The sequence below is a fragment of the Kitasatospora sp. NPDC048715 genome (assembly GCF_043198905.1).
Taxonomy (GTDB): Bacteria; Actinomycetota; Actinomycetes; order Streptomycetales; family Streptomycetaceae; genus Kitasatospora; species Kitasatospora lactacystinica.
Genome location: NZ_JBICVH010000005.1, coordinates 290,554 through 311,677, shown reverse-complemented (window position 1 = coordinate 311,677; position 21,124 = coordinate 290,554). Strand labels below are relative to the sequence as shown.

Below are 21,124 nucleotides of genomic sequence, written 5' to 3'. Positions count from 1 at the left end.
CGTCGGGGGAGAGGTGCGGGGCCAGGGCTCAGGGCGCGGCGGCGAAGGCCGCCTCCAGGCGCGGGACGTAGTCCGCGAGGTCCTGCGCCCAGCAGCCCGGGGTGTGGCCGCCGTGGCAGTCGGCGCCCCAGCCGGTGCCGTCGCCGTAGCCGACGTAGCGGTACGGCAGGCCGAGCGCGTCCAGGCGCTGCTTGAGGCGCTTGGCGGTGCCCTCGGCCCAGAACTCCATGTCGGCGGGGTTGTTGTTGCCGTTGCCGGTGTAGACGGTGATGCCGGTGTGCTCCAGCAGGCCCGCGCGCGCGACGGGGTCGGCGGCGTTCCAGCGCCAGTCGGCGTTGAACACCGGGTACGGGGTGCCGAAGACGGCGTCGCTGGAGACGGTGGGGCCGAAGTCCAGGCCGCAGGGGTGGCCGTCGCTGGGGCCGCAGAGCACGGTGCCGGCGTTGGTGAGGGTGGCGACCACGGCGCCGCGGATGATCATCTCGTCGGTGGAGAGGTCGTTGGCGCCGGACATGGTGAGGACCTGGCCGAACAGGTCGGGGCGGTCCTGGGCGTAGTGCAGGGCGCCGAAGCCGCCCATGGACAGCCCGCCGACGGCCCGGTGGGCGCGGTCGGTGCGGGTGCGCAGGTTGGCGTCGACGAACGGCAGGACCTGGGTGAGGTGGAAGGTCTCCCAGTTCTGGGCGCCGGCGGCGGTGTTCTGGTCGAGCCAGTCGGTGTACCAGCCGCGCAGGCCGCCGTCCGGGATGACGGTGATCATCGACTGGGCGGCGGTCAGCGCGGGGTAGGCCAGGGCCGGGTCGCTCGGGTTGTCCGAGGCGCCGTGCAGGAAGTACAGCACCGGGTAGCGCTTGTCCGGCCGCTGCGCGTAGTCGGCGGGCAGCAGGATGCGGATGGTGTGCGGCCCGGCGACCTTCGCCGTGGTGACGGTGACGACGAAGTTGGTGGCGGTGCCGGTGGCGGCGCCGACCTGGGTCAGCCCGAAGCCGTCGGTCAGCGGCGGCGGCGCGTCGGCGTCGGCCCGTACGGCGGCCTCGGCGCGTACGGCGGCCGCTGCGGGGGCTGCGGGCGCCGCGGGTGCGGAGGCGGCGGAGGCCGCGGGCGTCGCGGCGAGCGGGAGCAGGCAGGCGGCCAGGGCGGCGAGTGCCGCGCGGGCGCGCCGGAGCCGGGCAGGGGGCATGGGCGTCCTCGACCTTCAGCGACCTTTGGCGGTCTTCGGTGATCCTCGGCGATCTGACTGATCGCCGACAACTCTTGCCAGTGGCCCCACCCCGACGCCAGGGCCCCCGGCGGCGCACCTGGGCCACTGGCGCATGTGCGCCGCAGGGGTGGGTAGGCTCCCCCGAGCCTGCCCTGGACATGACATGGTGGCGGGACACGATGACTGGGGGGCGTCGTGCACGACGTGCTGGAACCGGACTCCGAACGCGGCCGCGTCTACCACGGCCTGGTCGGCCGGCCACGGGCCCGCGTGCCCGAACTCGCCCGCGAGAGCGGCCTGGACGAGGACGCCGTCCTCGCCGTCCTGCGCGACCTCGCAGACGAGGGCGTCGCGGTGGCCTTCGACACCACCGACAGCGCCGACGACCGCGACCACGCCTGGGAGGCGCTGCCACCCGCCCGGGTGGTGGAAGCCGTGCTGCAGCACGACGCGCTGCGCCAGGCCACCGCCCGCCGGGCCGGCGCCGAACTGGAACGGCTCTACCGCTTCGCGCGGCGCGACACCGGCAGCTACGGCGCCCTGGAGGTGGTCGAGGACCCCGCCGAGGTGCTGGCCGCCAGCCGCCGCCTCCAACTCGCGGCCCGCCACCAGCTACGGGTCATCGACGTGCCGCCGTACTCCGGCAGCCCCGCCCACTACCTCGACCAGGAGGTGCTGCAGCGGCGCCGGATGGCGGCGGGCGTCAACTACCGCGTGATCTATCAGGGTTGCGCGTTCCAGGATCCGGTGGTCGGGCCCAACATGGCGCGGATGATCGAGGCGGGTGAGCAGGCCCGCACCCTGGACGAGCCGCCGCTCAAACTCGCCATCGGTGACGACGACCTGGCCATCGTCACCCTGCCCGCCGACGACGGGCCGGGGGTGGTGTCGCTGCTGATCCGGCCCTCCGGACTGCTGAACGCGCTCACGGCGGTGTTCGAGACGCTGTGGCGCCTGGCGGTGCCCGCGTCGATGGCCGAGGTCGACCTGCGGGTCGACGAACGCGACCGGCGGATCCTCACGTTGATGGCGGGAGGGGCGACGGACGACGCCATCGCCCGCCGGCTGGGGCTGGGGCGGCGCACCGTGGTGCGCCGGGTGTCCACCCTGCTGGCGCATCTGGGCGCCACCACCCGGTTCCAGGCCGGGGTGCAGGCGGCCCGGCGGGGGTGGCTCTGACCGGGGCGGCGGCGAAGTGCTGCTCGGCGCGGTTCGGCGCGAGAAGTCGGACCGGCCGACTTCTCGCGCGGGGGTGGGTGGCGCACCTGCTCGTCGGCCTCACCGCCCTTGAACAGTCGACTTTTCGTGCGGGGGCGGTTGGTGCGGCGGGGGTGGTGGTGATCGGGGCGGCGGTTCCGAGCGGGGTGCCTTGGGTGTGGTTTGGCGTGGGAAGTCGGGCCGGCCGACGTTTCGCATGGGGGCGGGTGGTGAGGTGGGGAGTTGTTGTGACCCGGGGGCCGACTCGGGGCGCGGCGCCTTGGTGTGGTTCGGCGTGAGAAGTCGGGTCGGCCGACTTCTCACGCGGGGGAGTGGCTACGGCCGCCGTCGGGGCGCAGCGGCCCGGCGATGCGGTGGAGTCCGGGCCGGGACGGCTACCGGGCCGTGTCCGCCGCCCAGCTGATGCGGATCTCGCGGTCGCCGAGGGGGAGAGTGAGGACAGGGGCGTCGGCGAGGTCGCGGACGATGTCGCGCCGGGCGCAGGGGCCGGTGAGGCGGCGCTCCAGTACGTAGTGCTCGAAGCGGGACATGGGGAGGTGGCAAACCGAGGCCCAGATCCGTTCGAGGGCGTCGTCGCTGAGGGTGTGGACGGCGGGCGGGCGGTGGCCCGGGACCTCCACGCGGATGTCGTGATCGGCCCTCACGCGGCCACCTCGCACCAGACGATCTTGCCGATCGGTTGACGCGGGGAGCAACCCGTCTCCTTGGCCAGGGACTTGACGAGGTGCAGGCCGCGCCCGGCCTCGCCGTCGAGGGTGAGGGCACGCAGGACGGGCTCGCGGTCCTGCCGGGCGTCGTGCACCTCGATGCGCAGGAAGGTGGGGTCGGGGGTGAAGTCCGGGTCGAAGTCGAGGTCGAGGGAGAGGTAGATGCGGTGCCCCGGCGGCGTGCCGTGCAGGAGGGCGTTGGTCACGAGCTCCGAGACGATCAGAAGCCCCGAGTCGAGGAACTGGTTCCCGTTCGGGACGGAGGCGAGGAACGAGGCGAGAAGGGAACGCCCCTCGGAGGGGGCGCGGCGGCTGCGCGGCAGCCAGGTGGTGGAGGAGTGGGAGGACATGGCGAAGTTACCTTCCAGGAGCGAAGTTTGAAGCCATGCGGGGCCGGGCGGAGGCATGGGGATGCCCGGCAGTAGACCACTCGTGGTCACTCAGACGACCCGAAGGACTACTCCCTGTAGATTGCCCTAGCAGAGGCAATTGCATGCAACTGCTTCGCCCGTGCAATTGCATGATCATGGGGCGTGACTGAGCCCTCGGGAGGGGTGGCAAACTATGCAAGGAAGCGAACAGCCAGGGAGTGTGACGCATGGGCAGTCCGACCGTGCTGCGACGTAGGCTCGGCGGCGAGCTTGGCAACTTGCGCGCATCGCGCGAACTGAACGCCAAGGACGTGGCAGCCGCGCTGGGTTGGTCCGCTTCGAAGCTGAGCCGGATCGAGAGCGGCCTGGTTCCACTTCAGGAACGCGACGCTGCCAAGCTCCTGGCGCATTACGGCATCACTTCACCCGACGAGGTGAAGCACTTCCTCGGGTTGACGCGCCAGAGCCGTCAGCAGGGGTGGTGGCATGCGTACGGCGATGCTCTGCCGGACTGGTTCCGCGCCTACGTGGGCTTCGAGTCGGACGCGGCAAGGATCGCAACCTACGAGTGCGAGTTGGTCCCAGGTCTCCTGCAGACCGAGTCGTATGCGCGACACGTGATCCGGTCCATGAATCCAACCGAATCAGCCGAAGAAGTCGAGCGACGAGTCGCACTGCGGATGGAGCGCCAGCTGATTCTTGATCGCCATCAACCGCCACAGCTCTGGGCGATCATTGGAGAGGCGGTCATAAGGCGGCCGGTCGGCGGCAGTCAGACCATGGCCGAGCAGTTGCATCACCTCGCCGCGATGGCGGATGGGCGGCCCAACATAACAATCCAGGTCCTGCCGTTCTCTGCCGGCGCACACGCGGCCATGGGCGCCTCGTTCTCCGTCCTCTCCTTCGACGACATCCCTGGCAGCGTGACCTACTCCGAGACCACCACCAGCAGCATCTACTCGGAGCGACCGCAGGAAATCGCTCGTCACGAGGATGCATTCCACCGCCTCATGGCGTCGTCGGTCCAGCCGGAGAAGTCCATCGCATGGTTGAAGAAGGTCGCAGAGGAGTACTCCCCGTGAAGCGGGATTCTCGCGCCGTCAAGTGGCGCAAAAGCACGTACAGCAACGGCCAGGGCAACTGCATTGAGATAGCCGATGGCCTCGCCAGTATCGTCCCCGTCCGCGACAGCAAGGATCTCCACGGACCGGTCCTGAGCTTCACCCCTGAGGCATGGCGATCTTTCGTTGCCGGCATTCAGGCGGGCGACTTTTCGGGCACCAGCTGACCCAGTACCGTGGGCTGCCCCGCACCGCGCGGGGCAGCCCACTACCGGCTGAGGGCTTCGGGAGGTCACCCGCATGGCAGCTGACCTGACATGGCGCAAGAGCAGCTACAGCGGCGGCGAAGGCGGCGATTGCATCGAGGTTGCCCAGGTACTCAGCATTACCTGGCGCAAGTCGAGCGCCAGCAACCCGAACGACAACTGTGTCGAAGTGGCCGAGGGCATCACCGGCATCGTTCCGGTCCGGGACAGCAAGGATCCTCACGGCCCGGCTCTCCTTTTCACTTCCGAGGCTTGGCGGTCCTTCGTCGAGGGTGTCCAGGCCGGTGACTTCCCGGCCGGCTCCTGAGGCGCTTCCCGCCGGGCGGCCCCGCGTGCTTCGCGGGGCCGCCCGGCCTTTCCGGTGTGGAGCGGCTCGGCCTCGCGACGGGGGTGAGCAAAAGCCCGGGCCCCCACGTCTGCGCGCGACTACTGTGCTGCCGGGTAGATCATCCCGGCCGATGGGGGACCGATTCGTGCTGACCAATGCGCACCCGCCGTAGGTACCTCCGGAGAGTCCGGAGGGCCCCACGGAGGCTCTTGATGTCCCGAACCGTCCGCACGACTCCCAGGCAACTCCGCGTCGAGGAGGGCGCATTGGAGTCCATGTCCCTGTACGACCTCCGCTACGCCCACGCCGAACTGGGCCGGGCCGCCCGCGAAGGCCGTCGCCCTGTCCCGAAGAAGACGCGGCATCGGATCACCTTCCGGCTGTCGACGGCGCTCGACTGCAGGACGGGCTCGTTCTCCGTCGAGATCGCCACGGCCGAAAGCCGGGCCCGGCTCCGGGGCCGACTCGACGCCCAGCGGATCCGCGGGCTGCACCGCGCCGGGCACGACACCGACGGTGCGGACATCCCTCCGGTCCACCACCGCCACGATGCGCTCTGGCATGCCTGGTAGGGGTGAAGTGTTCAGGCATGACGCGCACTTGCGAACGCAGAGAGCTGCTTCCGCGGCGGGTCGGCAAGAAGGCTTGTGCTTCCCTGTCCTCATGCGTGTTCGCTATCGGGCCGTTCACGGAACTGTGGCCGGAACCGACATGAGCGATCGACCCCACGGGGCCGTCCGGCGCAGGAGCACCCACACAATGGCCACGGCCACTGCGTCGTGGCGGCCGATGGCGTCACGGGCATGGTTCGGGTCCGGGACAGCAGGGATCCTCACGGTCCGGCTCTCGCCTTCACTGCCGAGGCACGGCGGTCCTTCGTCATCGGCATCAGGGCGGGCGACTTTCCGGACCGTTCCCGAAGAGCTCTCGGGCGGCCCCGCGGAGTGCGCGGGGCCGCCCGGTGCTGTGCTGTGTGCTGCGGTTCGCAACCTCGGTGATGCCGTGGGCCTGTCCTCGCTCCCGCCGCCCTCACGGCCCCCCTTGTGCGCAGGAAGTCGGACCCGCCGACTTCCTGCGCGACGTCGAGACCGGCGAAGGAACAGGTGGGGCACGGTCCAGGACTCTCGAACGAGGCCCGTGCGAACTCGGGATCTTCCTGACGCCCGCCCCGGCGGCACCTGGGGCAAGAGCGGCTCCCGCGCACCCGCGGGCACCTCAGCGGGCGAGCGATTCGTTCAAGACTCCGCCCCAACCACCCGCCCACACTGGCCCCATGACACCGAGCGACACCTTCACCCCCGCCGCCGGACGCTTCGCCCTCGGCCTCTACGACCCCATCGTCTCGCTCACCCGCGAACGCCTGTGGCGCAGCCTGCTGGCCATGCACGCCGCCCCCCGCCCCGGTGACGTCATCGTCGACGTCGGCTGCGGCACCGGCTCCTTCGCCGTCCTCCTCCACCGCGCCGAGCCGCGGGCCACCGTCATCGGCGTCGACCCCGACCCCGCCGTGCTGCGCCTGGCCCGCCGCAAGGCCGCCGCGGCCGGCGCCGACCCCGACTTCCGCACCGGCATGGGCGACGCGGTGGCCGAGGTCGTCGGCGACGAAGCGGCCGACACCGTCGTCTCCAGCCTCGTGCTCCACCAGTGCCCCGTCCCGATGAAGCGGGCGATCCTCGCCGCCATGCACCGCACCCTGCGCCCCGGCGGCAAGTTGGTGATCGCCGACTACGGGCGGCAGCGCACAGCGGCCATGCGCCTGGCCTTCCGGATCGTCCAGTTCGCCGACGGGAAGCAGGACACCCAGCCCAACGCCGACGGCATCCTGCCCCGCCTCATCGCCGAGGCGGGCTTCGAGGGCGTGCGCGAGACGGACACCGTCGCGACGGTGACCGGCTCGATGTCCCTCTACACCGCGCGCCGCCCCGGCTGAGCGGCCGCACCCCCGGCCGTATCCCCGGCCCCGCCCTCCGCCCCGCGCAGCGCGGGCAGCACCTGCGAGGGCGTCAGCCCGGTCAACTCCCGCATCCACCGCGTGAAATGGGCCTGGTCGGCGAACCCGCCCGCGAACGCCGCCTGCGCCGGCGAGCACCCCTCGCCGAGTGCCAGCGCCGCCCGGGACAGCCGCTGCCAGCTGCGCCAGCGCGCCAGCGGCACCCCCAACTGCCGCCGCGCCAGGGCCCGCAGGCGCTGCGGGGACAGCCCGACGCGCGCGGCGAGGCTCTCCAACGGCTGCTGGCCGTCGGCCAGCGCCGCCATGGCCGCACGCAGCCGCGGATCCAGGCCGGTGGCGGGCAGCCCGCCGTCCGGCCGTACCTCCCGCTCGGTCAGGCCGTGCCACTGCGGGGCGACGGTGACCCCCTGCCCGCAGCCCGTGCGCAGCCGGTCGGCGAAGGCGCAGTGCGGGTCGACGTAGAAGGTCAGCACCTCCCGCGTCGGGGCCATCCGGTGGCGCACCATCGGCGGCACCACGAGCGCGGGACCGCGGTGGCGCCGCCCGGTGTCGTCCTCGATGGCCACCGTGCGGGCGGCGCCCGCGACGGCGACCTGGAAGGTGGTGTGCCGGTGGAAGGCGCTGTCGGCCAGCGGCCCCTGGTACAGCGCGTACCCGGGGCCGACGGCGAACCGCGGGCCGGTCCCGCTGCCGCTGCTCACCGGTCCGCCTCCCGGACCTGAGCGGCCAGGCGGACGGCGGCGTACGGTACGGCGGCCAGGCCGAGCAGGGCCAGCACGATCCAGAACGGGACCGCCGCCGGACTCGGGCGGCCGGTGACCATCCGCCCGCCGTCCTCCAGCCAGACCCGGACCTCATGGCCGTCCGGATAGGGCTCGTCGACCGGGCGCTCCTCGCTGAACTCCTGTCCGTCCACGCTCCAACGGTAGGTGCAGCCGTACGTCTTCGAGCCCAGACCGCCGCCCTCCACCGGCCGCTGGCCGGTCGCCCGGCAGTGCGTCACCGCCGCCGCGACGCTGCGCGGCTCGTGCGCCCGCACCTGGACGGTGTGGACGGCCTGGGCCGTCGCGAACGCCGCCCCCCAGACGGCCGCGAGCAGCACCACCGCCCACGCGCGGACCGCCGCGTCACCACCGCTTCCCGTGCGACGGCCCGCCCGCCGGTCCGCGCCTCGGCCCGGCCGGACCGAGGCGGCCGCGCCCACCGTCAGTGCGGCGGCGCACAGCCACAGCGGCCCCGCGCCCACCGGCCGGTCCAGCGACCACGCCCACACCACCGGTGCTCCGGCGGCGGCCGGCGCCGCGAGCGCCACCACGGCCGGCCACGCCCGCCGGCGGCCGGCTTCCCCCCTCGTCACGGCACGTCCCCCCTTTTCCCCGTCCTTGCCCGTTCTTGACGCCGCCCCGACCCCGCGGGCGTGCCTTCGTGCCGAGCGGTGACGGGGCCGGGACATCGTCACGGGCCGCCGGGACGGGAGGAGGCCGTGTTCGAATCGATGTGTCGACACAGTGTCATCACCGCAGGACAGCGCCCATTGCGGTTCGATCACGGTGTGTCCGATTCGTCGAACATTGGGGGAAAGTGTGACGGTTAACTGTTTTGGCAGCGGTGTCGGCGGCCTCTCATAATTCCTGCCGACACGCGTGACGGAATTCCCGGAGAACCCGCTGGGGCAGTGGCGCCCGCGAGGGGCCCGCGCGTGGGATTCCGCATTCTTCCTGGGGGGATTTCCTTGCCCGAGCCTGAGCCCGAGAACGAGGGCGCCGCCGCCGCACCTCCGGCACCGGCCGAGCCGGCCGTCGCCGATGCCGCCGCGCCCGCCGCCGAGGCCGGCGCCGCCGCGCCCGCGGCGCAGCCGGCCCCGCGCCGGCTGCCGCGCGCCGTCGGCGTCGCGCTGGCCACCGCCGGCCTGCTCGCCGTCACCGCGGCCAGCGCCGCGGTGACCGTCGCCGTCGGCAAACCCGCCGCCCGCTCGGCCGCCGCCGCCCCCGCCCCGTCGAGGGTGGCCGCGAGCGCGAGCGCGGGTGCCACCGCGAGTGCCACCGCGTCCGCGACGCCCTCGGCCGCGCCCGTCCCGGTGCCCAGCGCCGCCCCGGCCGAACCCGCCCCCGCCAGCACCGTCAAGGGCACGGTCAAGAACGGCCAGCACGAGGGCGACCTGCGCTACTTCCTGCTCCCCCTCCCGGCCGGCGGCGAGTCCTACGGCCCCGCGGACGGGATGACCATGACCAACGACGACGTCGCCGCGCTCTTCGGCAAGCAGGACGGCATCATGGACATCCTCGGCTCGTACGGCTACAGGAGCGGCGCGACCCGGACATACCGGACCGCCGACGGCAAGGCCGAAGTCACCGTCACCCTGCTGAAGTTCGGCTCCACCGCGGCGGCACGCGACTTCGTCAAGGGCTACGAGGTCAAGTCGCTGAGCCCGTTCGACATCGACGGCGACCCGGGCGGCCACGGCTACCTGCAGGCCCCCAAGCAGCAGGCCTACACCGGATCGATGAGCGGCATCTCCAGCCAGGGCGACGTGCAGTACACGGTCGACGTCGACGTGAAGGGGACGCCCGACAAGGCGCTGCTGAACGAGCTGATGAAGCGCCAGCGCGAGTGGCTCACCACCGGCGGCTGAGCCCGGCTCCGACCGCCCGCCCGCCCGACGCCACCCCTTCCTCTTCCCCCTTCTCTGGAGCCACTTCCGTGACCACCGAACCCGCGGAGCCGGCGCCCGCCGCGCCCGTCGCGTCCGCGGCCGCTGTCCCGCCGCCGCCCGCCGCCCTGCCGGCCGCGCCCGCTGCGCCGCCCGTCGCCCCGCCCGTCGCGCCCGTCGCGCCGGAGCACGGCGACCCCGCCGTCCCCGCCGTCCCCGCCGAGCCGTTCGCGGCCGAGCCCGCTCCCGCCCCGCGCGCCCCGCGCCGCCCCCGCCCCGTGCTGCTGGGCGCCTGCGCCCTGGTGCTGGGCACCCTGGCCGGCGGCGGCATCGGCTACGCCGTGCAGGCCCAGCGCCCGCCCACGCCGCTGCCGCCGCTCCAGGTCGCCCACCCGTCCTACCCGGCCGGCACGGTCGACCCGGCCGCCCTCGCCGCCGAACAGCCCAAGCCGCTGGCCATCGACGGCGACCTGACCAAGCTGCTGATCACCGCCCCCGAGGGCAGCGCCCCCTGGGCGGACTTCGCGGACAAGCCGAGCTGGGTGTCGATCGGCGAACTCGCCGAGGAGAACGGCGACGAGGTCGCCACCTTCAAGGACCTCGCCTCCAACGGCTTCCGCCGCGCGGCCGAGGTGGCCTGGAAGAAGGACGACGTCCGCTACCGCATCACGCTGACCCAGTACACCGCGGACCACGCGGACCAGGTGCGCTCCGTCACCTGGCCGGCGTTCGCCGACGGCGCTCCCGGCGGCTACAAGGTGGACGCCGCGCCGCACCACTGGGCCGACAGCAACGAGCAGTACTACTTCGGCGAGGCCGTCGCCAAGCGCGGCCCGCTGGAGATGAAGGTCGAGGTCTTCGGCCCCCAGCCGGTGAACCCCGACACCCTCAAGGACCTCGCCAAGCGGCAGTGGGAGCGGCTGGTATGAACGACGACACCGTGACCGCCGCCGCCCCGGGCGCGCCCGAGCCGGCGCCCGGCGCCCCGTCCGCGCTGACCGGCCCGCCCATCGGGTCCGTGCCGCCCGGCGGGTCCGTTCCGCCGCTCGGATCCGTCGATCCCGCCGCACCCGCCGCACCCGCCGCGCCCGTCGATCCCGCCGCACCCGGCGTTCCGGCCGGTCCGAGTCCCGCCTCCCGCCGCCTGCTGCGCGCGGGCGCCGCGACCGCCGCGGCCGCGCTGGTCGGCGTGGTCATCGGCGTCGGCATCATCAAGACCCGGTACGACGACCCCGCGCCGGTCACCGCCGCCGCCCCGTCCACCGGTCCCACGCCCACCGCGACCGCCACGCCGTACGGCGCCAAGTCCAACGGCAGCCACTTCGGCTCGCTGCGCGACCTGCTGCTGCCCGTCCCGGCCGGCTACCAGCCGGGCCCGGACGACGGCGGCTACGGCAACGACACCGAGCTGGGCGGCGAGCAGCTGGCCGCCGAGCTGGACGCCGACCTCCAGCAGCTCCCCAAGGAGAAGCGCGACAAGATGCGCTCCTACTGGGAGAGCATGCACGTCAAGGCCACCGGCGTGCGCACCTACCGCGCCGACGGGGACGACCTGGTGATCGGCCTGAAGCTGCGCCAGTTCAACCAGCAGGAAGTGCAGCGGATCAACGAGTACACCGCGGTCTTCACCGGCGACACCGGCCTGTTCCGGATCGGCCCGGCGATCCCCGGCCACCCCGAGGCGCACTGCTACCTGATGCCGGCGCCGCCGTCCGCGCCGATCGACTACCTGGAGTGCTCGGCCGCCGAGGGCGACCTCCTGGTGATCATGAGCGCCGAGGGCGTGGCACCGCTGCCCAAGGACAGGATCGTCGCCCTCTTCACCGCCCAGCTCGACCGCCTCGCCCGCCCGGGAGCGTCCGTATGACCGACCACGCCACCCCGCCGCCCGCGCCCGGGAACGTCCCGGCGCCCGCGCCCGCGCCCGGGAACGTCCCGGCGCCCGCGCCCGCGCCCGGGAACGTCCCGGCGCCCGCGCCCGCGCCCGGGAACGTCCCGGCGCCCGCGAACGCACCGCAGAACGCGCCCGCGAACGCGCCCGATCCGCTCCTGGCGGCGCTCGCCGCGCCCGTCGCCGTCCCCGAGGACCCGGCCGTCCTCGCGGAGCGGGAGGCCCGCCGGGCCCTGCGCCGCAAGGCCGCGGTGCGCTGGGGCGGCGCCGCCCTGGTGTTCGTCCTCGCCGGCACCGGCACCGCCCTGGCCGTCACCGCGCCCGAGCGCACCGACCTGCCGGGCCTGGCCACCGCGAGCGACGGCCGCTACACCTTCGCGCCGCTGACCCTGCCGCCGCTGCCCGCCGGCAAGGGGGCCCCGGACGACAAGGGCAAGTCCCTGCACCACGCGGACCTGCGCCACCTGCTGCTGCCCGCGCCCAAGGAGGCCGGCGGTTCGCTGACCCCGCCCGTCTTCCCGGCCCCCGGTGCCGGTGCCGCCCCCTCGGGGTCGCCCACCGCCTCGGGGTCGCCGACCGCCTCCCCGGCGCCCTCGGCCTCCGCCGGCGCGCCCGCGCCCGGCTCCGGGTTCGGCCAGTGGGTGCCCTGCGACGCGCTCGCCGAGGACCAGCAGGACCCGGTCAAGGTGCGCGTCCTGCTGCTGGAGGACGCCTGCCGCGCGGCCACCGTCCGGGAGTGGACGGCCTCCGACGGCACCCGCACCCAGATCCGGCTGCTGCGCTTCGGCTCCGTGCGGGAGTCCTGGGAGGCCTTCGCCGACCTGCGCTCCAAGGGCCGCCCCAAGGCCGCCGCCGACACCAGGAGCACCCCCCACGACGACTGGGACACCCTCGACGGCATGAGCCTGACCACCGTGGAGTCCACCGCGGCCGGCTCCAAGGGCGCCCCCACCGCCCGCGTCGCCTACCTCTCCGCCGCCGACGTCCTCGCCGTCGTCACCATGACCAACCCCGCCGGCGTGCCCACCGCACCGTTCCGGCAGGTCGTCACCCTCCAGGCGGACCTGCTGTCCTGACCCCGCCTCAGCGGCCGGGCCGGCTCCCCCCGGGGAGCCGGCCCGGCCGTCCTCCCCGCGCGCCTTCTGGGACAGGATCGGGATATTTCCCGCACCGGCCCGTGAACGACCCCCGCGTACGGTGATCACGCATCGGAGAACGCACCGCCGAAAATCGACAGCAGGAGAACCCATGCGCACGCGCCGCCTCGTCCTCACCGCCGCCGCCGTCGCGGCGATCGCCGCCACCGCCACGGCCTGCGGACCGGACAACAGCGACACGAGCGCCGCTCCCGCCGCCACCGGCCCCGCGGCCACCGGCTCCGCGGCACCCGCCGCCGCGCCCACCACGGCCGCCCCGGCCGGGGCCGCGCCGACGAAGACCGCCCCGCCCAAGTCCTCCCCGGCCCCCTCCGCCCCCGCCGCCGACAAGAGCGGGTACGGCCAGGCCTGCGGCGCCAACGACCTGGACTTCACCGCGAAGACCGAGAGCCAGGCCGGCGGCTACATCCTGATCAGCGCCAAGGCCAAGCAGGGCATCACCTGCACGCTCCCCGGCACCCACCCCGTCATCGCGTTCGGCTCCGGCGGCATCGAGGCCGGGCCCTTCGAGCACGGCACCGGGGAGTCGATCACCCTGAGCGGCGCCAAGACCGCCTACGCGGGCATCATGGCCAAGACCACCAAGGGCAACCAGGCCGTCCAGTACACCGACGTCATCATCGGCATCGGCACCCCCGACCCGAACCCGGTGAGCGTCCCCGTCGGCACCACCCCGGTCGACAAGCCGGTCGTCACCAACTGGCACACCCTGCCCAAGGACGCCGTCCCCGCGAGCTGACGCGAGGTCACATGCGCGATGGTGAAAGCCGGATGACGGCGGAATGCCGACGGCCGTCGGTGTGCCGACGGTGCGGCCCGGCACCTTGGAAGAGGACCTGCCCCACCTCTTCCGAGGAGCGCACATGACGATCACCATCCGGCCGGGAAGCACCGTGATGTTCACCGGCGACTCGATCACCGACGGCCGGCGCCGGGAGAGCGAGGACGGCCTCGGAACCGGCTACCCGCTGCTCGTCGCCGGCGAGTGGGGCCACCGCCACCCGGACCGGCCGGTGACCTGGCTGAACACCGCGAACGCCGGCGACAAGGCGATGGACCTGGAGGCCCGCTGGCGCACGGACGTGCTCGACGCGCGCCCGGACGTGCTGTCGATCCTCGTCGGGGTCAACGACACGGGCTGGCACACCCTCGACCCGGAGGGGTACCCGATCCCCGCGGAGTGCTTCGAGGCGACCTACGACCGCCTGCTCGCGCCCCTCGCCGAGGCGGGCACCCGACTGCTCCTCGTCGAGCCGTTCCTCGTGCCGATCCGCGGCGTCGTCGAGGCCGGCGACGCGGTGCTCATCGGCGAGAAGGAACGCGAGCAGTGGCGCGCCGACCTGGACCCGAAGATCCAGGCCGTGCGCAGGCTCGCCCGCCGGTACGGCGCCCAACTGCTCGCCGCCGACGGCAGGTTCGCCGAACTCGGCGCGACGGCCCGACCGGAGCACTGGTCCGCGGACGGCGTCCACCCGACCCCGGCCGGTCACGCCGCGCTCGCGGCCGCCTGGCTGCGCCTGGTCGCCTGACCGGGCCGGGGGGCACGGTCCCGGCCCGGCCGCCGGGCCCCTGCCGTCACCCCCGCAGCCTCGCCGCCACCGGGCGGTGGTCGCTGGGGGTGGCGGGGAGGGTCCAGGTGTCGGTGGCGGCAAGGCCGCGGGTGAGCACGTGGTCGATGCGGACCAGGGGGAACGCGGCCGGCCAGCTGAAACCGAAGCCGCCGCGGGCCGGGGTGAGACGGCGGGCCAGCGGGGCCAGGGCGCGGTCGTCGGCGGCGGTGTTGAGGTCGCCCAGCAGCACGACCCGGCGCAGCGGTTCGGCGTCCAGGGCCCCGGCGAGGGCGGCGATGTCGCGGTCGCGGTGGGCGGTGGCGAAGCCGGAGAAGGTCGTGCGCACCGAGGCGAGGTGGGCGACGTACACCGCCAACGGCCCGCCCGGGGCGCTGACTTCGGCCCGCAGGGAGCGGTTCCAGCCGGGGTCGATGATCAGCCGCCGGGACTCCGTCACCGGGTAGCGGCTCCACAGGGCGACGGTGCCGGTGCGGGCGTGGTGGGGCAGCGCCCGGTCCAGCACGCTCCGGTAGGCGGGCAGGGCCGCGTCGGTGACCTCCTCCAGCGCGACGAGGTCCGGGTCGGCGGCGAGCAGCGCGCGGGCGGTGCCGGCCGGGTCCCGGTTGGCGGCGTTCACGTTGTGGGTGACCACCGTCAGGCCCGGCCCGCCGGCCCCGCCCGCCGGGGCCCCGCCGGACAGCAGCAGCGGCCCGAACACCACCGCCCACACCGCCACCAGCACCCCGCCCGCGCAGGCCGCCGCCGGTGCCCGGCGCAGCGCCGCGCACAGCAGCGCCGCCACCGCCACCAGGCCGCTCCACGGCAGGGCGCTCTCCCACAGGCTGCCCAGGCCCACGCCGAGCTCCGGCACCAGCCGGTGGCCGCCCAGGGCGAGCGCGGTGAGCAGCCCGAGCGCGGCGGGCACGCGCCCGCGCCGCCACCGGGGCACGGCCCGCCACGCGGGTGCGGCTCCCCGCCCCGATGCGCCCGGCCCCCTCGACGCGAGGAGCCGCTTCAGTGCGGCCGGCCACCTCGGCCCGGCCGGCCACGTCGGCGCGGCCCGTCGCCGCCGCCGGGGCGGCGGTCCGGGCTCCGCGGGCGTTTCGGACGGCACGGGCGGCACGGAGGACGGCACGGACGGCACGGAGGACGTCACGGCGCGCCCCCTCACCCTGCGGCGTCCGGCAGCGGAGCCGGGCAGGTCCCGCCCGGCCGGGTGAGCAGTTCGAAGTGCCAGATCTCGTTGGCGTACACCTGGCACAGCCCGTACCGGGCGCCGTTCTGGATCAGCCAGTAGTCGGCGCTGGTCGGCCCGACGTCCACCGCCTTGCCGGAGACGTGCGCGGACTTCTCCGGCGTGTTGACGAACTTGCGGGCCTGCTCCAGGCTCCCGTACTTGACCACCCCCCGGTCCAGCAGCCGCTGCTGGTAGGCCTTGCTGCGCCAGCCGGAGGTGACGGTCATCTCGATGCCCTGGGCCCGGGCGTCGCCGGCCGCCCGCTGCAGGGCCTCGCGCAGCGGCCCGTCCAGGTTGCCCACGGCGGGGGAGCCGGTGTCGGAGGGGCTCAGCGTCCTGCCGTCCGGGATCTCCCCGTCCGCCTCGGCCTCCGTCGTGACGGGCGAGGCGGTGACGGGCGAGGCGGTGACGGTGGCCGCCAGGGTGCGCAGCACCGCCCCGGCGCCCGGCGGGTCGGCGGCGGCGCACGCCCCGGCCAGGGTCAGCACCGCCGTCGCGGCGGCGCCCGCGGCCAGCCGCCGCCGTCCGCCGCGCGCCGCCGTGCCCGTGGCCGTGCCGGCACCCGTCCCCGTCCCCGTCTCCGTCGGGGTGTCCGTCGTGTCCATTCCTGCCTCCCGGTGTTGCTCGTCCGTTGCCGGACCATTGGAGGAGAGACGGTGTTGCGAGGACGTCTGCGCAGGCCGATACGTTTTCGATAGGTCCCATCGGGTCCAATGGGTACGAACAGCGGAGAGCAGGGAGAACGGCACGTGCGGGTCCTGGTGGTGGAGGACGAGATCTACCTCGCGGAGGCGGTCCAGGCGGGCCTGCGGCTGGAGGCGATCGCCTGCGACATCGTCACCGACGGCGACGCGGCGCTGGAGCGCCTGGCCGTCCACAGCTACGACGTCGTCGTCCTCGACCGCGACATCCCCGGCACCCACGGCGACGACGTCTGCCGCAGCATCGTCCGCAGCGGCCTCGGCTGCCGGGTGCTGATGCTCACCGCCGCCGCCCGCCTGAACGAGAAGGTCGCCGGCTTCGAACTCGGAGCCGACGACTACCTCACCAAGCCCTTCGACCTCGCCGAACTCGTCGTACGGCTGCGCTCGCTGGCCCGCCGCCCCGCCCAGGCCGCCCCGCCCGTCCTGGAGTACGCCGGGCTGCGCCTGGACCCCTTCCGCCGGGAGGTCTACCGGGACGGCCGCTACGTGGGCCTGTCCCGCAAGCAGTTCGCCGTCCTGGAGGTCCTGATGGCGGCGCGCGGCGGCGTCATCAGCGCCGAGGACCTGCTGGAACGCGCCTGGGACGAGAACGCCGACCCCTTCACCAACGCCGTCCGCATCACCATCTCCGGCCTGCGCAAACGCCTCGGCGACCCGTGGGTGATCCAGACCGTGCCGGGCGTGGGCTACCGCCTCACCGACCCCTCCACCGACCCCGGCCAGGAAGGCACCCCGCGGTGAACCCCGACCCCGGCTCCGACCCCTCCGACCCCTCCGACCCCGGCTCCGACCCCGGCCGCCGTACGGGCGGACGCCGCACCGGAAACCGCCCGCGCCGCCTGACCGCCCGGATGCGCCTGACCCTCAGCTACACCCTCTTCGCCGTCACCGCCGGCCTCCTCTCCCTCGCCGTGGTCTACGTCGGCATGCGCTACGTCCCCAACTACCCCCTCACCTCCTCCAACCCGCGCTACCGCTCCGACGCCCCCTCCCGCCAGGAGATCCTGGACTCGCTGCTCAGGGCCAGCGGCTACGCCTTGGCCCTGCTGACCGCCGTCGGCCTGATCGGCGGCTGGCTGATCGCCGGCCGGGTGCTGCGCCCGCTGCAGGACATCACCCGCGCCGCCCACCGCGCCGCGAGCGGGGCCCTGGAACACCGCATCGCCCTCACCGGGCCGCGCGACGAGTTCACCGACCTCTCCGACGCCTTCGACGAGATGCTGGCGCGCCTCCAGCGCTCCTTCGAGGCCCAGCAGCGCTTCGCCGCCAACGCCTCCCACGAACTGCGCACCCCGCTGGCGATCACCCGCACCATGCTCCAGGTCGCCGCCGCCGACCCGGCCGGCCAGGACTGGGGCCGCCTCGTCACCCGCCTCCAGGACACCAACCAGCGCGGCATCGAGATCAGCGAGGCCCTGCTCCAGCTCGCCGACCTCGGCCACGCCCCGCCCGACCTCGCCCCCACCGACCTCGCCGCCGCCACCGGCGAGGCGCTGGCCGCCGTCCGCGACGAGGCCGAGGCCTTCGGCGTCACCCTCACCGCCGACCTGCGCCCCGCCCCGACCACCGGCAACCCCGTCCTGCTGCGCCAGGCGGCCGTCAACCTGCTGCACAACGCGCTGCGGCACAACCTGCCGCCCGGCGCCGGCGGGCGGGTCACCGTCGCCACCGGGGCCGACCCCGAACGGCCCGGCCGGGTGCACCTGACCGTCACCAACACCGGCCCGCGGCTGACGGAGGAGGCCGTGGCCACCTTCACCGAACCGTTCCTGCGCGGACGCGGGCGCACCGCCGGGACCGACCCGGCCCGCCGCGGCCACGGCCTGGGCCTGGCGATCGTCGCCGCCGTCACCGAGGCCCACCACGGCGAACTCCACCTCGCCCCCGACCCGGCCGGCGGCCTGCGGGCGACCCTCGCCCTGCCCGGCCCGGCCGCCGACCGGGAACGGCCCGACCCGCGCGCAGCCGGATGACCGGAAAAAAATCCCTCCGCCCGTCCGTCACATCCCCGGGCCGGGATCCGTCGGTGAGGTGACAGCGACCGACAGCCGGAAGGACCCCACCGTGCTCACCGACCTCATGTACGTGACGCTCTACGTCACCGACCAGGACCGCGCCCTGACGTTCTACACGGAGCAACTCGGCCTGGAGAAGCGCATCGACTTCCCCAACCCCGGCGGACGCTTCCTCACCGTCGGCGTCCCCGGCACCCCGGTCGAACTCCTCCTGTGGGCGCACCCCGCCGCCGCGGGCCGGCCGGACGGGCCGGACGGGACGCCCGGCCCGGTCATCCTCGAATCGGACGACCTGCGGGCCGACTTCCGGGTGTTCCGCGACCGCGGGGTGGTCTTCGACCTGCCGGAGCCGGAGGACTACGGATTCGGGGTCCGCATCGAGACGGCGGACCCGGACGGCAACCGCATCTCGCTGCGCCAGCGCCGCCGTCCGGACCGGGCCGACGGCTGACCCTCCGCGGCCGGCGGAGCGCTCGGCGAGGAGGTGGACGTTGGCCTCGGCACCGGCCGTGATCCGGGACGGCAACCATGCGTGCGGTCCGACCGTACGAAAGGGCGGTTCCTGCCCCTCGGCGGGTGGTTCAGGGATACGGCCGGTGGTCGTCGCGGTGGGCGGTGCCGCCGCCTTCCGGGCGCCAGGAGCGGCTGTGCCGGGACAGGGTCCAGGTCTGCGGTGCGTGCCGGGCGGCGGTGATCCAGGCCGCGAGTTCGGGGAGCGCGCTCTGCCGCAGGACGTGTCGGGCCGCGGCCCGTTCGACGGCCGGGAGCGGGGCGACCCGGATCCGTACCGTGGACCACCACCGGGGGTGGATGCCGCCGCCGTAGTTGGCGGGCAGGCGCGGCACCCACTCGACGTGCAGCGCGGTTCCGTCCTCCCACGGGCGGTCGCCGAAGTCCAGGTCGGCGGCATCCGTCTCCTGCGCGCCGAGGACGGCGCGGATGTCGGTCGGGGTGAGCGGCCACGACAGATCGCGCGGCAGTCGGCGGTTGCGGGCTGGCATGCGCCCGAGGATGGCAGACGCCCCGACGGAAGCGCATGCGCGTTTCGCCCCGGGGCCTTTCGGGCGGGCCGGGCTCAGGCGGGGCCGGTGAAGGTCTGCCAAGCTGCTCCGGTGCTCGAATTTCGTCTCTGGCTCGCCGCACTCCCGGGACCCGTACCGGAGGCCGAGGCCCGCAGCTACTGGAACCTGAAGGACCTCCCCACCCCGAACCTCGACGGGGCGCTGAGGCGCGCGCACTACGTCTAGGTCGGCGCCTGGCACGAGGGCCACCTGTCGGACGAGCCGCAGTCCGGCCGCTGCCCCGCGGTCAGGATCTCCGACTGGTTGTTCTACCGCGGGACCCTCGACCGCTACCAGGCGCCGCTCCTCGACGCCCGGTTGAGGGACGAACTCATCAGGATCCACCGGCCCCGCCCGGGTGACCTGCCGGCGGAGTCCGCCGATGCGGAGACGATCGCCGCGTTCCTCACGGCGCACCTCGGCCGGCACCTGCTGCCCGAGGAAGCGCCACCGGCCACGGCCTGACACGCCGACGGGCCCGACTGCCGCTCAGCCGACCGACCGGTCCTCCTGCCCGTCCGTCACGACCGGCAGGAGGCCGCGCTCGCCGAACACCTTCTTGGCGACGAAGGTCGCGTTCAGCGCCTTCGGGAACCCGCAGTAGACGGCGGAGTGCAGCAGGGCCTCGACGATCTCCTGCGGCGTGAGCCCGACGTTCAGCGAGGCGTTGACGTGGACCTCCAGCTGCGGCTCGCACCCGCCGAGCGCGGTGAGCATGCCCAGGGTGACCAACTGCCGCTCGCGCGGCGCCAGCCCGGGACGGCTGTAGATCTCCCCGAACCCCCACGCGACCACCTGGTGCCCGAGCTCGGGGCTCACCTCGCCCAGCGACTCCACCACCCGCCGCCCGGCCTCGCCGTCGATCCGGTCGAGCACCTCGGACCCGTGCGCGAAACGCTCCCGGCGGACCTCGGCCTCACTCGCGGACATGCTCATCTGCGCTGCTCCTCTCCCGTTTCCCGGCCGCCGACCACCGACGGCGGCGACCACGGAAGGAACCGTAGAACTTGGAGCGCACTCCAACTCAAGTCCGCCACGCAACTCCACCTCCACAGGAAGATTTGCGGCCCCGACCCCCTGAAATGGCATCACCCCGCCCTACCCGGGCCGAAAGATTTCCTGCGGACACGCGGTCCGGCGGGACGGCGCCGTGTACCGGGGTAGCGTTGCCCGTCCGTTCCCGGCGGCCGCGGCCCCGGGCTTTCGCGAGATGGAGCAGCCGTGTCCTCGAACGTCTTCCGCAGCGGCATCGGACAGCTGCTCCCCGATCAGGGGCCCGACGGGCTGAGGGTCTGGAGCGTGGCCCGGGCGCCGAGGAGCGCGCTGTACGGCGCCCCCGTCGAGGCCACCGTCCTGCTCGAAGGCACCGACGACCTCGACCGGGCCGACCTTCCCCTGGTCGGCGAGGTGCTCGGCAGGGTCGACCACTACATCGGGACGGGGATCCGCTTCGTGCGCGAGCAGGTGGAGGCCGACCCGGCCTTCTTCGGCCTCACCGAAGCGCAGGCGCAGCCCTACCGCGGCCTGCCCGTCGCGGAGTTCCCACTGGACTGCCCGCAGCTCAACTTCTACCTCGACGAGTGGCACCTGCGTTTCGCCGAGGGACGCCTGCCGATCTGCGACCCCTACGGCCTCGCGGTCGTGTTCGACGGCCAACGGCCGGTGAGGGTGGAGGACTTGAGCGACGCCACGGCCGTGGGCGACGAGGGCACCGAGGATGCCGACGACTCGCGGCGACAGGGGGCATGAGTCACCT

At 74.1% G+C, this 21,124-nt stretch carries 28 protein-coding genes; 19 read left to right on the top strand and 9 right to left on the bottom strand.

Annotated elements, in window-relative coordinates:
• Positions 1-28: 28 nt before the first annotated feature.
• Positions 29-1,180: an alpha/beta hydrolase-fold protein gene (locus ACGFSC_RS12360; RefSeq protein WP_359914968.1), complete on the bottom strand. Its 1,152-nt coding sequence runs from the start codon at positions 1,178-1,180 to the stop codon at positions 29-31.
• 216 nt (positions 1,181-1,396) lie between these two features.
• Between ACGFSC_RS12360 and ACGFSC_RS12355 the strand changes: the two genes are divergently transcribed.
• On the top strand, positions 1,397-2,380 hold the full coding sequence (locus tag ACGFSC_RS12355; protein ID WP_359914971.1) for a helix-turn-helix transcriptional regulator: 984 nt from the start codon (positions 1,397-1,399) through the stop codon (positions 2,378-2,380).
• 413 nt (positions 2,381-2,793) lie between these two features.
• Here ACGFSC_RS12355 and ACGFSC_RS12350 read toward each other — a convergent pair whose 3' ends face one another.
• Positions 2,794-3,063 (bottom strand): hypothetical protein, encoded by a 270-nt coding sequence (locus ACGFSC_RS12350; protein WP_359914973.1) that lies wholly within the window; start codon positions 3,061-3,063, stop codon positions 2,794-2,796.
• On the bottom strand, positions 3,060-3,476 hold the full coding sequence (locus ACGFSC_RS12345) for an ATP-binding protein (RefSeq protein ID WP_359914976.1): 417 nt from the start codon (positions 3,474-3,476) through the stop codon (positions 3,060-3,062). The genes ACGFSC_RS12350 and ACGFSC_RS12345 overlap by 4 nt, the downstream gene beginning before the upstream one ends.
• 248 nt (positions 3,477-3,724) lie before the next feature.
• Between ACGFSC_RS12345 and ACGFSC_RS12340 the strand changes: the two genes are divergently transcribed.
• The 6 genes from ACGFSC_RS12340 (at position 3,725) to ACGFSC_RS12315 (ending at position 7,082) form a co-directional block, all read left to right on the top strand.
• The gene (locus ACGFSC_RS12340; RefSeq protein ID WP_359914979.1) at positions 3,725-4,579 is read left to right on the top strand and encodes a helix-turn-helix transcriptional regulator; all 855 of its coding nucleotides are present in this window, start codon (positions 3,725-3,727) and stop codon (positions 4,577-4,579) included.
• Entirely contained in the window at positions 4,576-4,785 is a 210-nt protein-coding gene (locus ACGFSC_RS12335) for a DUF397 domain-containing protein (protein ID WP_359914982.1), read from the top strand. Before ACGFSC_RS12340 ends, ACGFSC_RS12335 begins: the two co-directional genes overlap by 4 nt.
• Positions 4,786-4,858: 73 nt before the next feature.
• Entirely contained in the window at positions 4,859-5,131 is a 273-nt protein-coding gene (locus ACGFSC_RS12330; RefSeq protein ID WP_359914985.1) for a DUF397 domain-containing protein, read from the top strand.
• A 233-nt stretch (positions 5,132-5,364) separates the two neighbouring features.
• Positions 5,365-5,724 (top strand): hypothetical protein, encoded by a 360-nt coding sequence (locus ACGFSC_RS12325; protein WP_359914988.1) that lies wholly within the window; start codon positions 5,365-5,367, stop codon positions 5,722-5,724.
• 75 nt (positions 5,725-5,799) lie between these two features.
• A complete protein-coding gene (locus tag ACGFSC_RS12320) occupies positions 5,800-6,150 on the top strand; it encodes a DUF397 domain-containing protein (protein ID WP_359914991.1) in 351 nt (116 codons plus the stop codon).
• Positions 6,151-6,425: 275 nt separating this feature from the next.
• Complete coding sequence (locus ACGFSC_RS12315) at positions 6,426-7,082, top strand: methyltransferase domain-containing protein (RefSeq protein WP_359914994.1); 657 nt, start codon at positions 6,426-6,428, stop codon at positions 7,080-7,082.
• On the opposite strand, the gene ACGFSC_RS12310 is transcribed toward ACGFSC_RS12315, so the two are convergent.
• Both ACGFSC_RS12310 and ACGFSC_RS12305 read right to left on the bottom strand, forming a co-directional pair.
• Complete coding sequence (locus ACGFSC_RS12310) at positions 7,058-7,804, bottom strand: helix-turn-helix domain-containing protein (RefSeq protein ID WP_359914997.1); 747 nt, start codon at positions 7,802-7,804, stop codon at positions 7,058-7,060. The genes ACGFSC_RS12315 and ACGFSC_RS12310 overlap by 25 nt on opposite strands.
• Positions 7,801-8,460 carry a hypothetical protein gene (locus ACGFSC_RS12305; protein WP_359915000.1) on the bottom strand — a complete coding sequence of 220 codons (660 nt, stop codon included), beginning with the start codon at positions 8,458-8,460 and terminating at the stop codon, positions 7,801-7,803. Before ACGFSC_RS12305 ends, ACGFSC_RS12310 begins: the two co-directional genes overlap by 4 nt.
• Positions 8,461-8,835: 375 nt before the next feature.
• Here ACGFSC_RS12305 and ACGFSC_RS12300 point away from each other — a divergent pair, with 375 nt between their 5' ends.
• The 6 genes from ACGFSC_RS12300 (at position 8,836) to ACGFSC_RS12275 (ending at position 14,330) form a co-directional block, all read left to right on the top strand.
• The gene (locus ACGFSC_RS12300) at positions 8,836-9,735 is read left to right on the top strand and encodes a hypothetical protein (RefSeq protein ID WP_392863119.1); all 900 of its coding nucleotides are present in this window, start codon (positions 8,836-8,838) and stop codon (positions 9,733-9,735) included.
• A gap of 68 nt (positions 9,736-9,803) precedes the next feature.
• Positions 9,804-10,682, top strand: coding sequence for a hypothetical protein (locus ACGFSC_RS12295; protein ID WP_359910618.1), 879 nt, complete (start codon positions 9,804-9,806; stop codon positions 10,680-10,682).
• Positions 10,679-11,620: a hypothetical protein gene (locus ACGFSC_RS12290; RefSeq protein ID WP_359910620.1), complete on the top strand. Its 942-nt coding sequence runs from the start codon at positions 10,679-10,681 to the stop codon at positions 11,618-11,620. The genes ACGFSC_RS12295 and ACGFSC_RS12290 overlap by 4 nt, the downstream gene beginning before the upstream one ends.
• Complete coding sequence (locus tag ACGFSC_RS12285; protein ID WP_359910622.1) at positions 11,617-12,720, top strand: hypothetical protein; 1,104 nt, start codon at positions 11,617-11,619, stop codon at positions 12,718-12,720. Before ACGFSC_RS12290 ends, ACGFSC_RS12285 begins: the two co-directional genes overlap by 4 nt.
• 172 nt (positions 12,721-12,892) lie before the next feature.
• A complete protein-coding gene (locus ACGFSC_RS12280; RefSeq protein ID WP_359910625.1) occupies positions 12,893-13,540 on the top strand; it encodes a hypothetical protein in 648 nt (215 codons plus the stop codon).
• A 124-nt stretch (positions 13,541-13,664) separates the two neighbouring features.
• A complete protein-coding gene (locus tag ACGFSC_RS12275; RefSeq protein WP_359910628.1) occupies positions 13,665-14,330 on the top strand; it encodes a GDSL-type esterase/lipase family protein in 666 nt (221 codons plus the stop codon).
• A gap of 46 nt (positions 14,331-14,376) precedes the next feature.
• Here the strand turns inward: ACGFSC_RS12275 and ACGFSC_RS12270 are convergent, their stop codons facing one another.
• Both ACGFSC_RS12270 and ACGFSC_RS12265 read right to left on the bottom strand, forming a co-directional pair.
• A complete protein-coding gene (locus tag ACGFSC_RS12270) occupies positions 14,377-15,276 on the bottom strand; it encodes an endonuclease/exonuclease/phosphatase family protein (protein WP_359910631.1) in 900 nt (299 codons plus the stop codon).
• Between the two features lie 242 nt (positions 15,277-15,518).
• Positions 15,519-16,193, bottom strand: coding sequence for a M15 family metallopeptidase (locus ACGFSC_RS12265; protein WP_359910634.1), 675 nt, complete (start codon positions 16,191-16,193; stop codon positions 15,519-15,521).
• Between the two features lie 144 nt (positions 16,194-16,337).
• On the opposite strand from ACGFSC_RS12265, the gene ACGFSC_RS12260 reads away from it, so the two are divergent.
• From ACGFSC_RS12260 to ACGFSC_RS12250, 3 genes are read left to right on the top strand one after another with little or no spacing between them, the layout of a single operon-like run.
• Positions 16,338-17,033: a response regulator transcription factor gene (locus ACGFSC_RS12260; protein WP_359910714.1), complete on the top strand. Its 696-nt coding sequence runs from the start codon at positions 16,338-16,340 to the stop codon at positions 17,031-17,033.
• The gene (locus ACGFSC_RS12255) at positions 17,030-18,265 is read left to right on the top strand and encodes a HAMP domain-containing sensor histidine kinase (RefSeq protein WP_359910637.1); all 1,236 of its coding nucleotides are present in this window, start codon (positions 17,030-17,032) and stop codon (positions 18,263-18,265) included. Before ACGFSC_RS12260 ends, ACGFSC_RS12255 begins: the two co-directional genes overlap by 4 nt.
• A gap of 58 nt (positions 18,266-18,323) precedes the next feature.
• Complete coding sequence (locus ACGFSC_RS12250; protein ID WP_359910640.1) at positions 18,324-18,758, top strand: VOC family protein; 435 nt, start codon at positions 18,324-18,326, stop codon at positions 18,756-18,758.
• Positions 18,759-18,888: 130 nt separating this feature from the next.
• On the opposite strand, the gene ACGFSC_RS12245 is transcribed toward ACGFSC_RS12250, so the two are convergent.
• Positions 18,889-19,308: a hypothetical protein gene (locus tag ACGFSC_RS12245; protein WP_359910643.1), complete on the bottom strand. Its 420-nt coding sequence runs from the start codon at positions 19,306-19,308 to the stop codon at positions 18,889-18,891.
• A 111-nt stretch (positions 19,309-19,419) separates the two neighbouring features.
• Between ACGFSC_RS12245 and ACGFSC_RS12240 the strand changes: the two genes are divergently transcribed.
• Together ACGFSC_RS12240 and ACGFSC_RS12235 are read left to right on the top strand one after the other, a co-directional pair.
• Positions 19,420-19,554 carry a hypothetical protein gene (locus tag ACGFSC_RS12240; RefSeq protein WP_359910644.1) on the top strand — a complete coding sequence of 45 codons (135 nt, stop codon included), beginning with the start codon at positions 19,420-19,422 and terminating at the stop codon, positions 19,552-19,554.
• Positions 19,555-19,632: 78 nt separating this feature from the next.
• Positions 19,633-19,833, top strand: coding sequence for a hypothetical protein (locus ACGFSC_RS12235; RefSeq protein WP_359910646.1), 201 nt, complete (start codon positions 19,633-19,635; stop codon positions 19,831-19,833).
• 24 nt (positions 19,834-19,857) lie between these two features.
• On the opposite strand, the gene ACGFSC_RS12230 is transcribed toward ACGFSC_RS12235, so the two are convergent.
• Entirely contained in the window at positions 19,858-20,298 is a 441-nt protein-coding gene (locus ACGFSC_RS12230; protein WP_359910717.1) for a carboxymuconolactone decarboxylase family protein, read from the bottom strand.
• 291 nt (positions 20,299-20,589) lie between these two features.
• On the opposite strand from ACGFSC_RS12230, the gene ACGFSC_RS12225 reads away from it, so the two are divergent.
• Complete coding sequence (locus ACGFSC_RS12225; RefSeq protein WP_359910648.1) at positions 20,590-21,117, top strand: hypothetical protein; 528 nt, start codon at positions 20,590-20,592, stop codon at positions 21,115-21,117.
• The last annotated feature ends 7 nt before the right edge of the window (positions 21,118-21,124 follow it).

Coding starts and splice junctions, on each gene's coding strand:
- ACGFSC_RS12275 (WP_359910628.1), top strand. CDS start 13,665: ATGACGATCACCATCCGGCCGGGAAGCACCGTGATGTTCACCGGCGAC.
- ACGFSC_RS12265 (WP_359910634.1), bottom strand. CDS start 16,193: ATGGACACGACGGACACCCCGACGGAGACGGGGACGGGGACGGGTGCC.
- ACGFSC_RS12285 (WP_359910622.1), top strand. CDS start 11,617: ATGACCGACCACGCCACCCCGCCGCCCGCGCCCGGGAACGTCCCGGCG.
- ACGFSC_RS12360 (WP_359914968.1), bottom strand. CDS start 1,180: ATGCCCCCTGCCCGGCTCCGGCGCGCCCGCGCGGCACTCGCCGCCCTG.
- ACGFSC_RS12325 (WP_359914988.1), top strand. CDS start 5,365: ATGTCCCGAACCGTCCGCACGACTCCCAGGCAACTCCGCGTCGAGGAG.
- ACGFSC_RS12340 (WP_359914979.1), top strand. CDS start 3,725: ATGGGCAGTCCGACCGTGCTGCGACGTAGGCTCGGCGGCGAGCTTGGC.
- ACGFSC_RS12280 (WP_359910625.1), top strand. CDS start 12,893: ATGCGCACGCGCCGCCTCGTCCTCACCGCCGCCGCCGTCGCGGCGATC.
- ACGFSC_RS12290 (WP_359910620.1), top strand. CDS start 10,679: ATGAACGACGACACCGTGACCGCCGCCGCCCCGGGCGCGCCCGAGCCG.
- ACGFSC_RS12345 (WP_359914976.1), bottom strand. CDS start 3,476: ATGTCCTCCCACTCCTCCACCACCTGGCTGCCGCGCAGCCGCCGCGCC.
- ACGFSC_RS12330 (WP_359914985.1), top strand. CDS start 4,859: ATGGCAGCTGACCTGACATGGCGCAAGAGCAGCTACAGCGGCGGCGAA.
- ACGFSC_RS12230 (WP_359910717.1), bottom strand. CDS start 20,298: ATGTCCGCGAGTGAGGCCGAGGTCCGCCGGGAGCGTTTCGCGCACGGG.
- ACGFSC_RS12245 (WP_359910643.1), bottom strand. CDS start 19,308: ATGCCAGCCCGCAACCGCCGACTGCCGCGCGATCTGTCGTGGCCGCTC.
- ACGFSC_RS12315 (WP_359914994.1), top strand. CDS start 6,426: ATGACACCGAGCGACACCTTCACCCCCGCCGCCGGACGCTTCGCCCTC.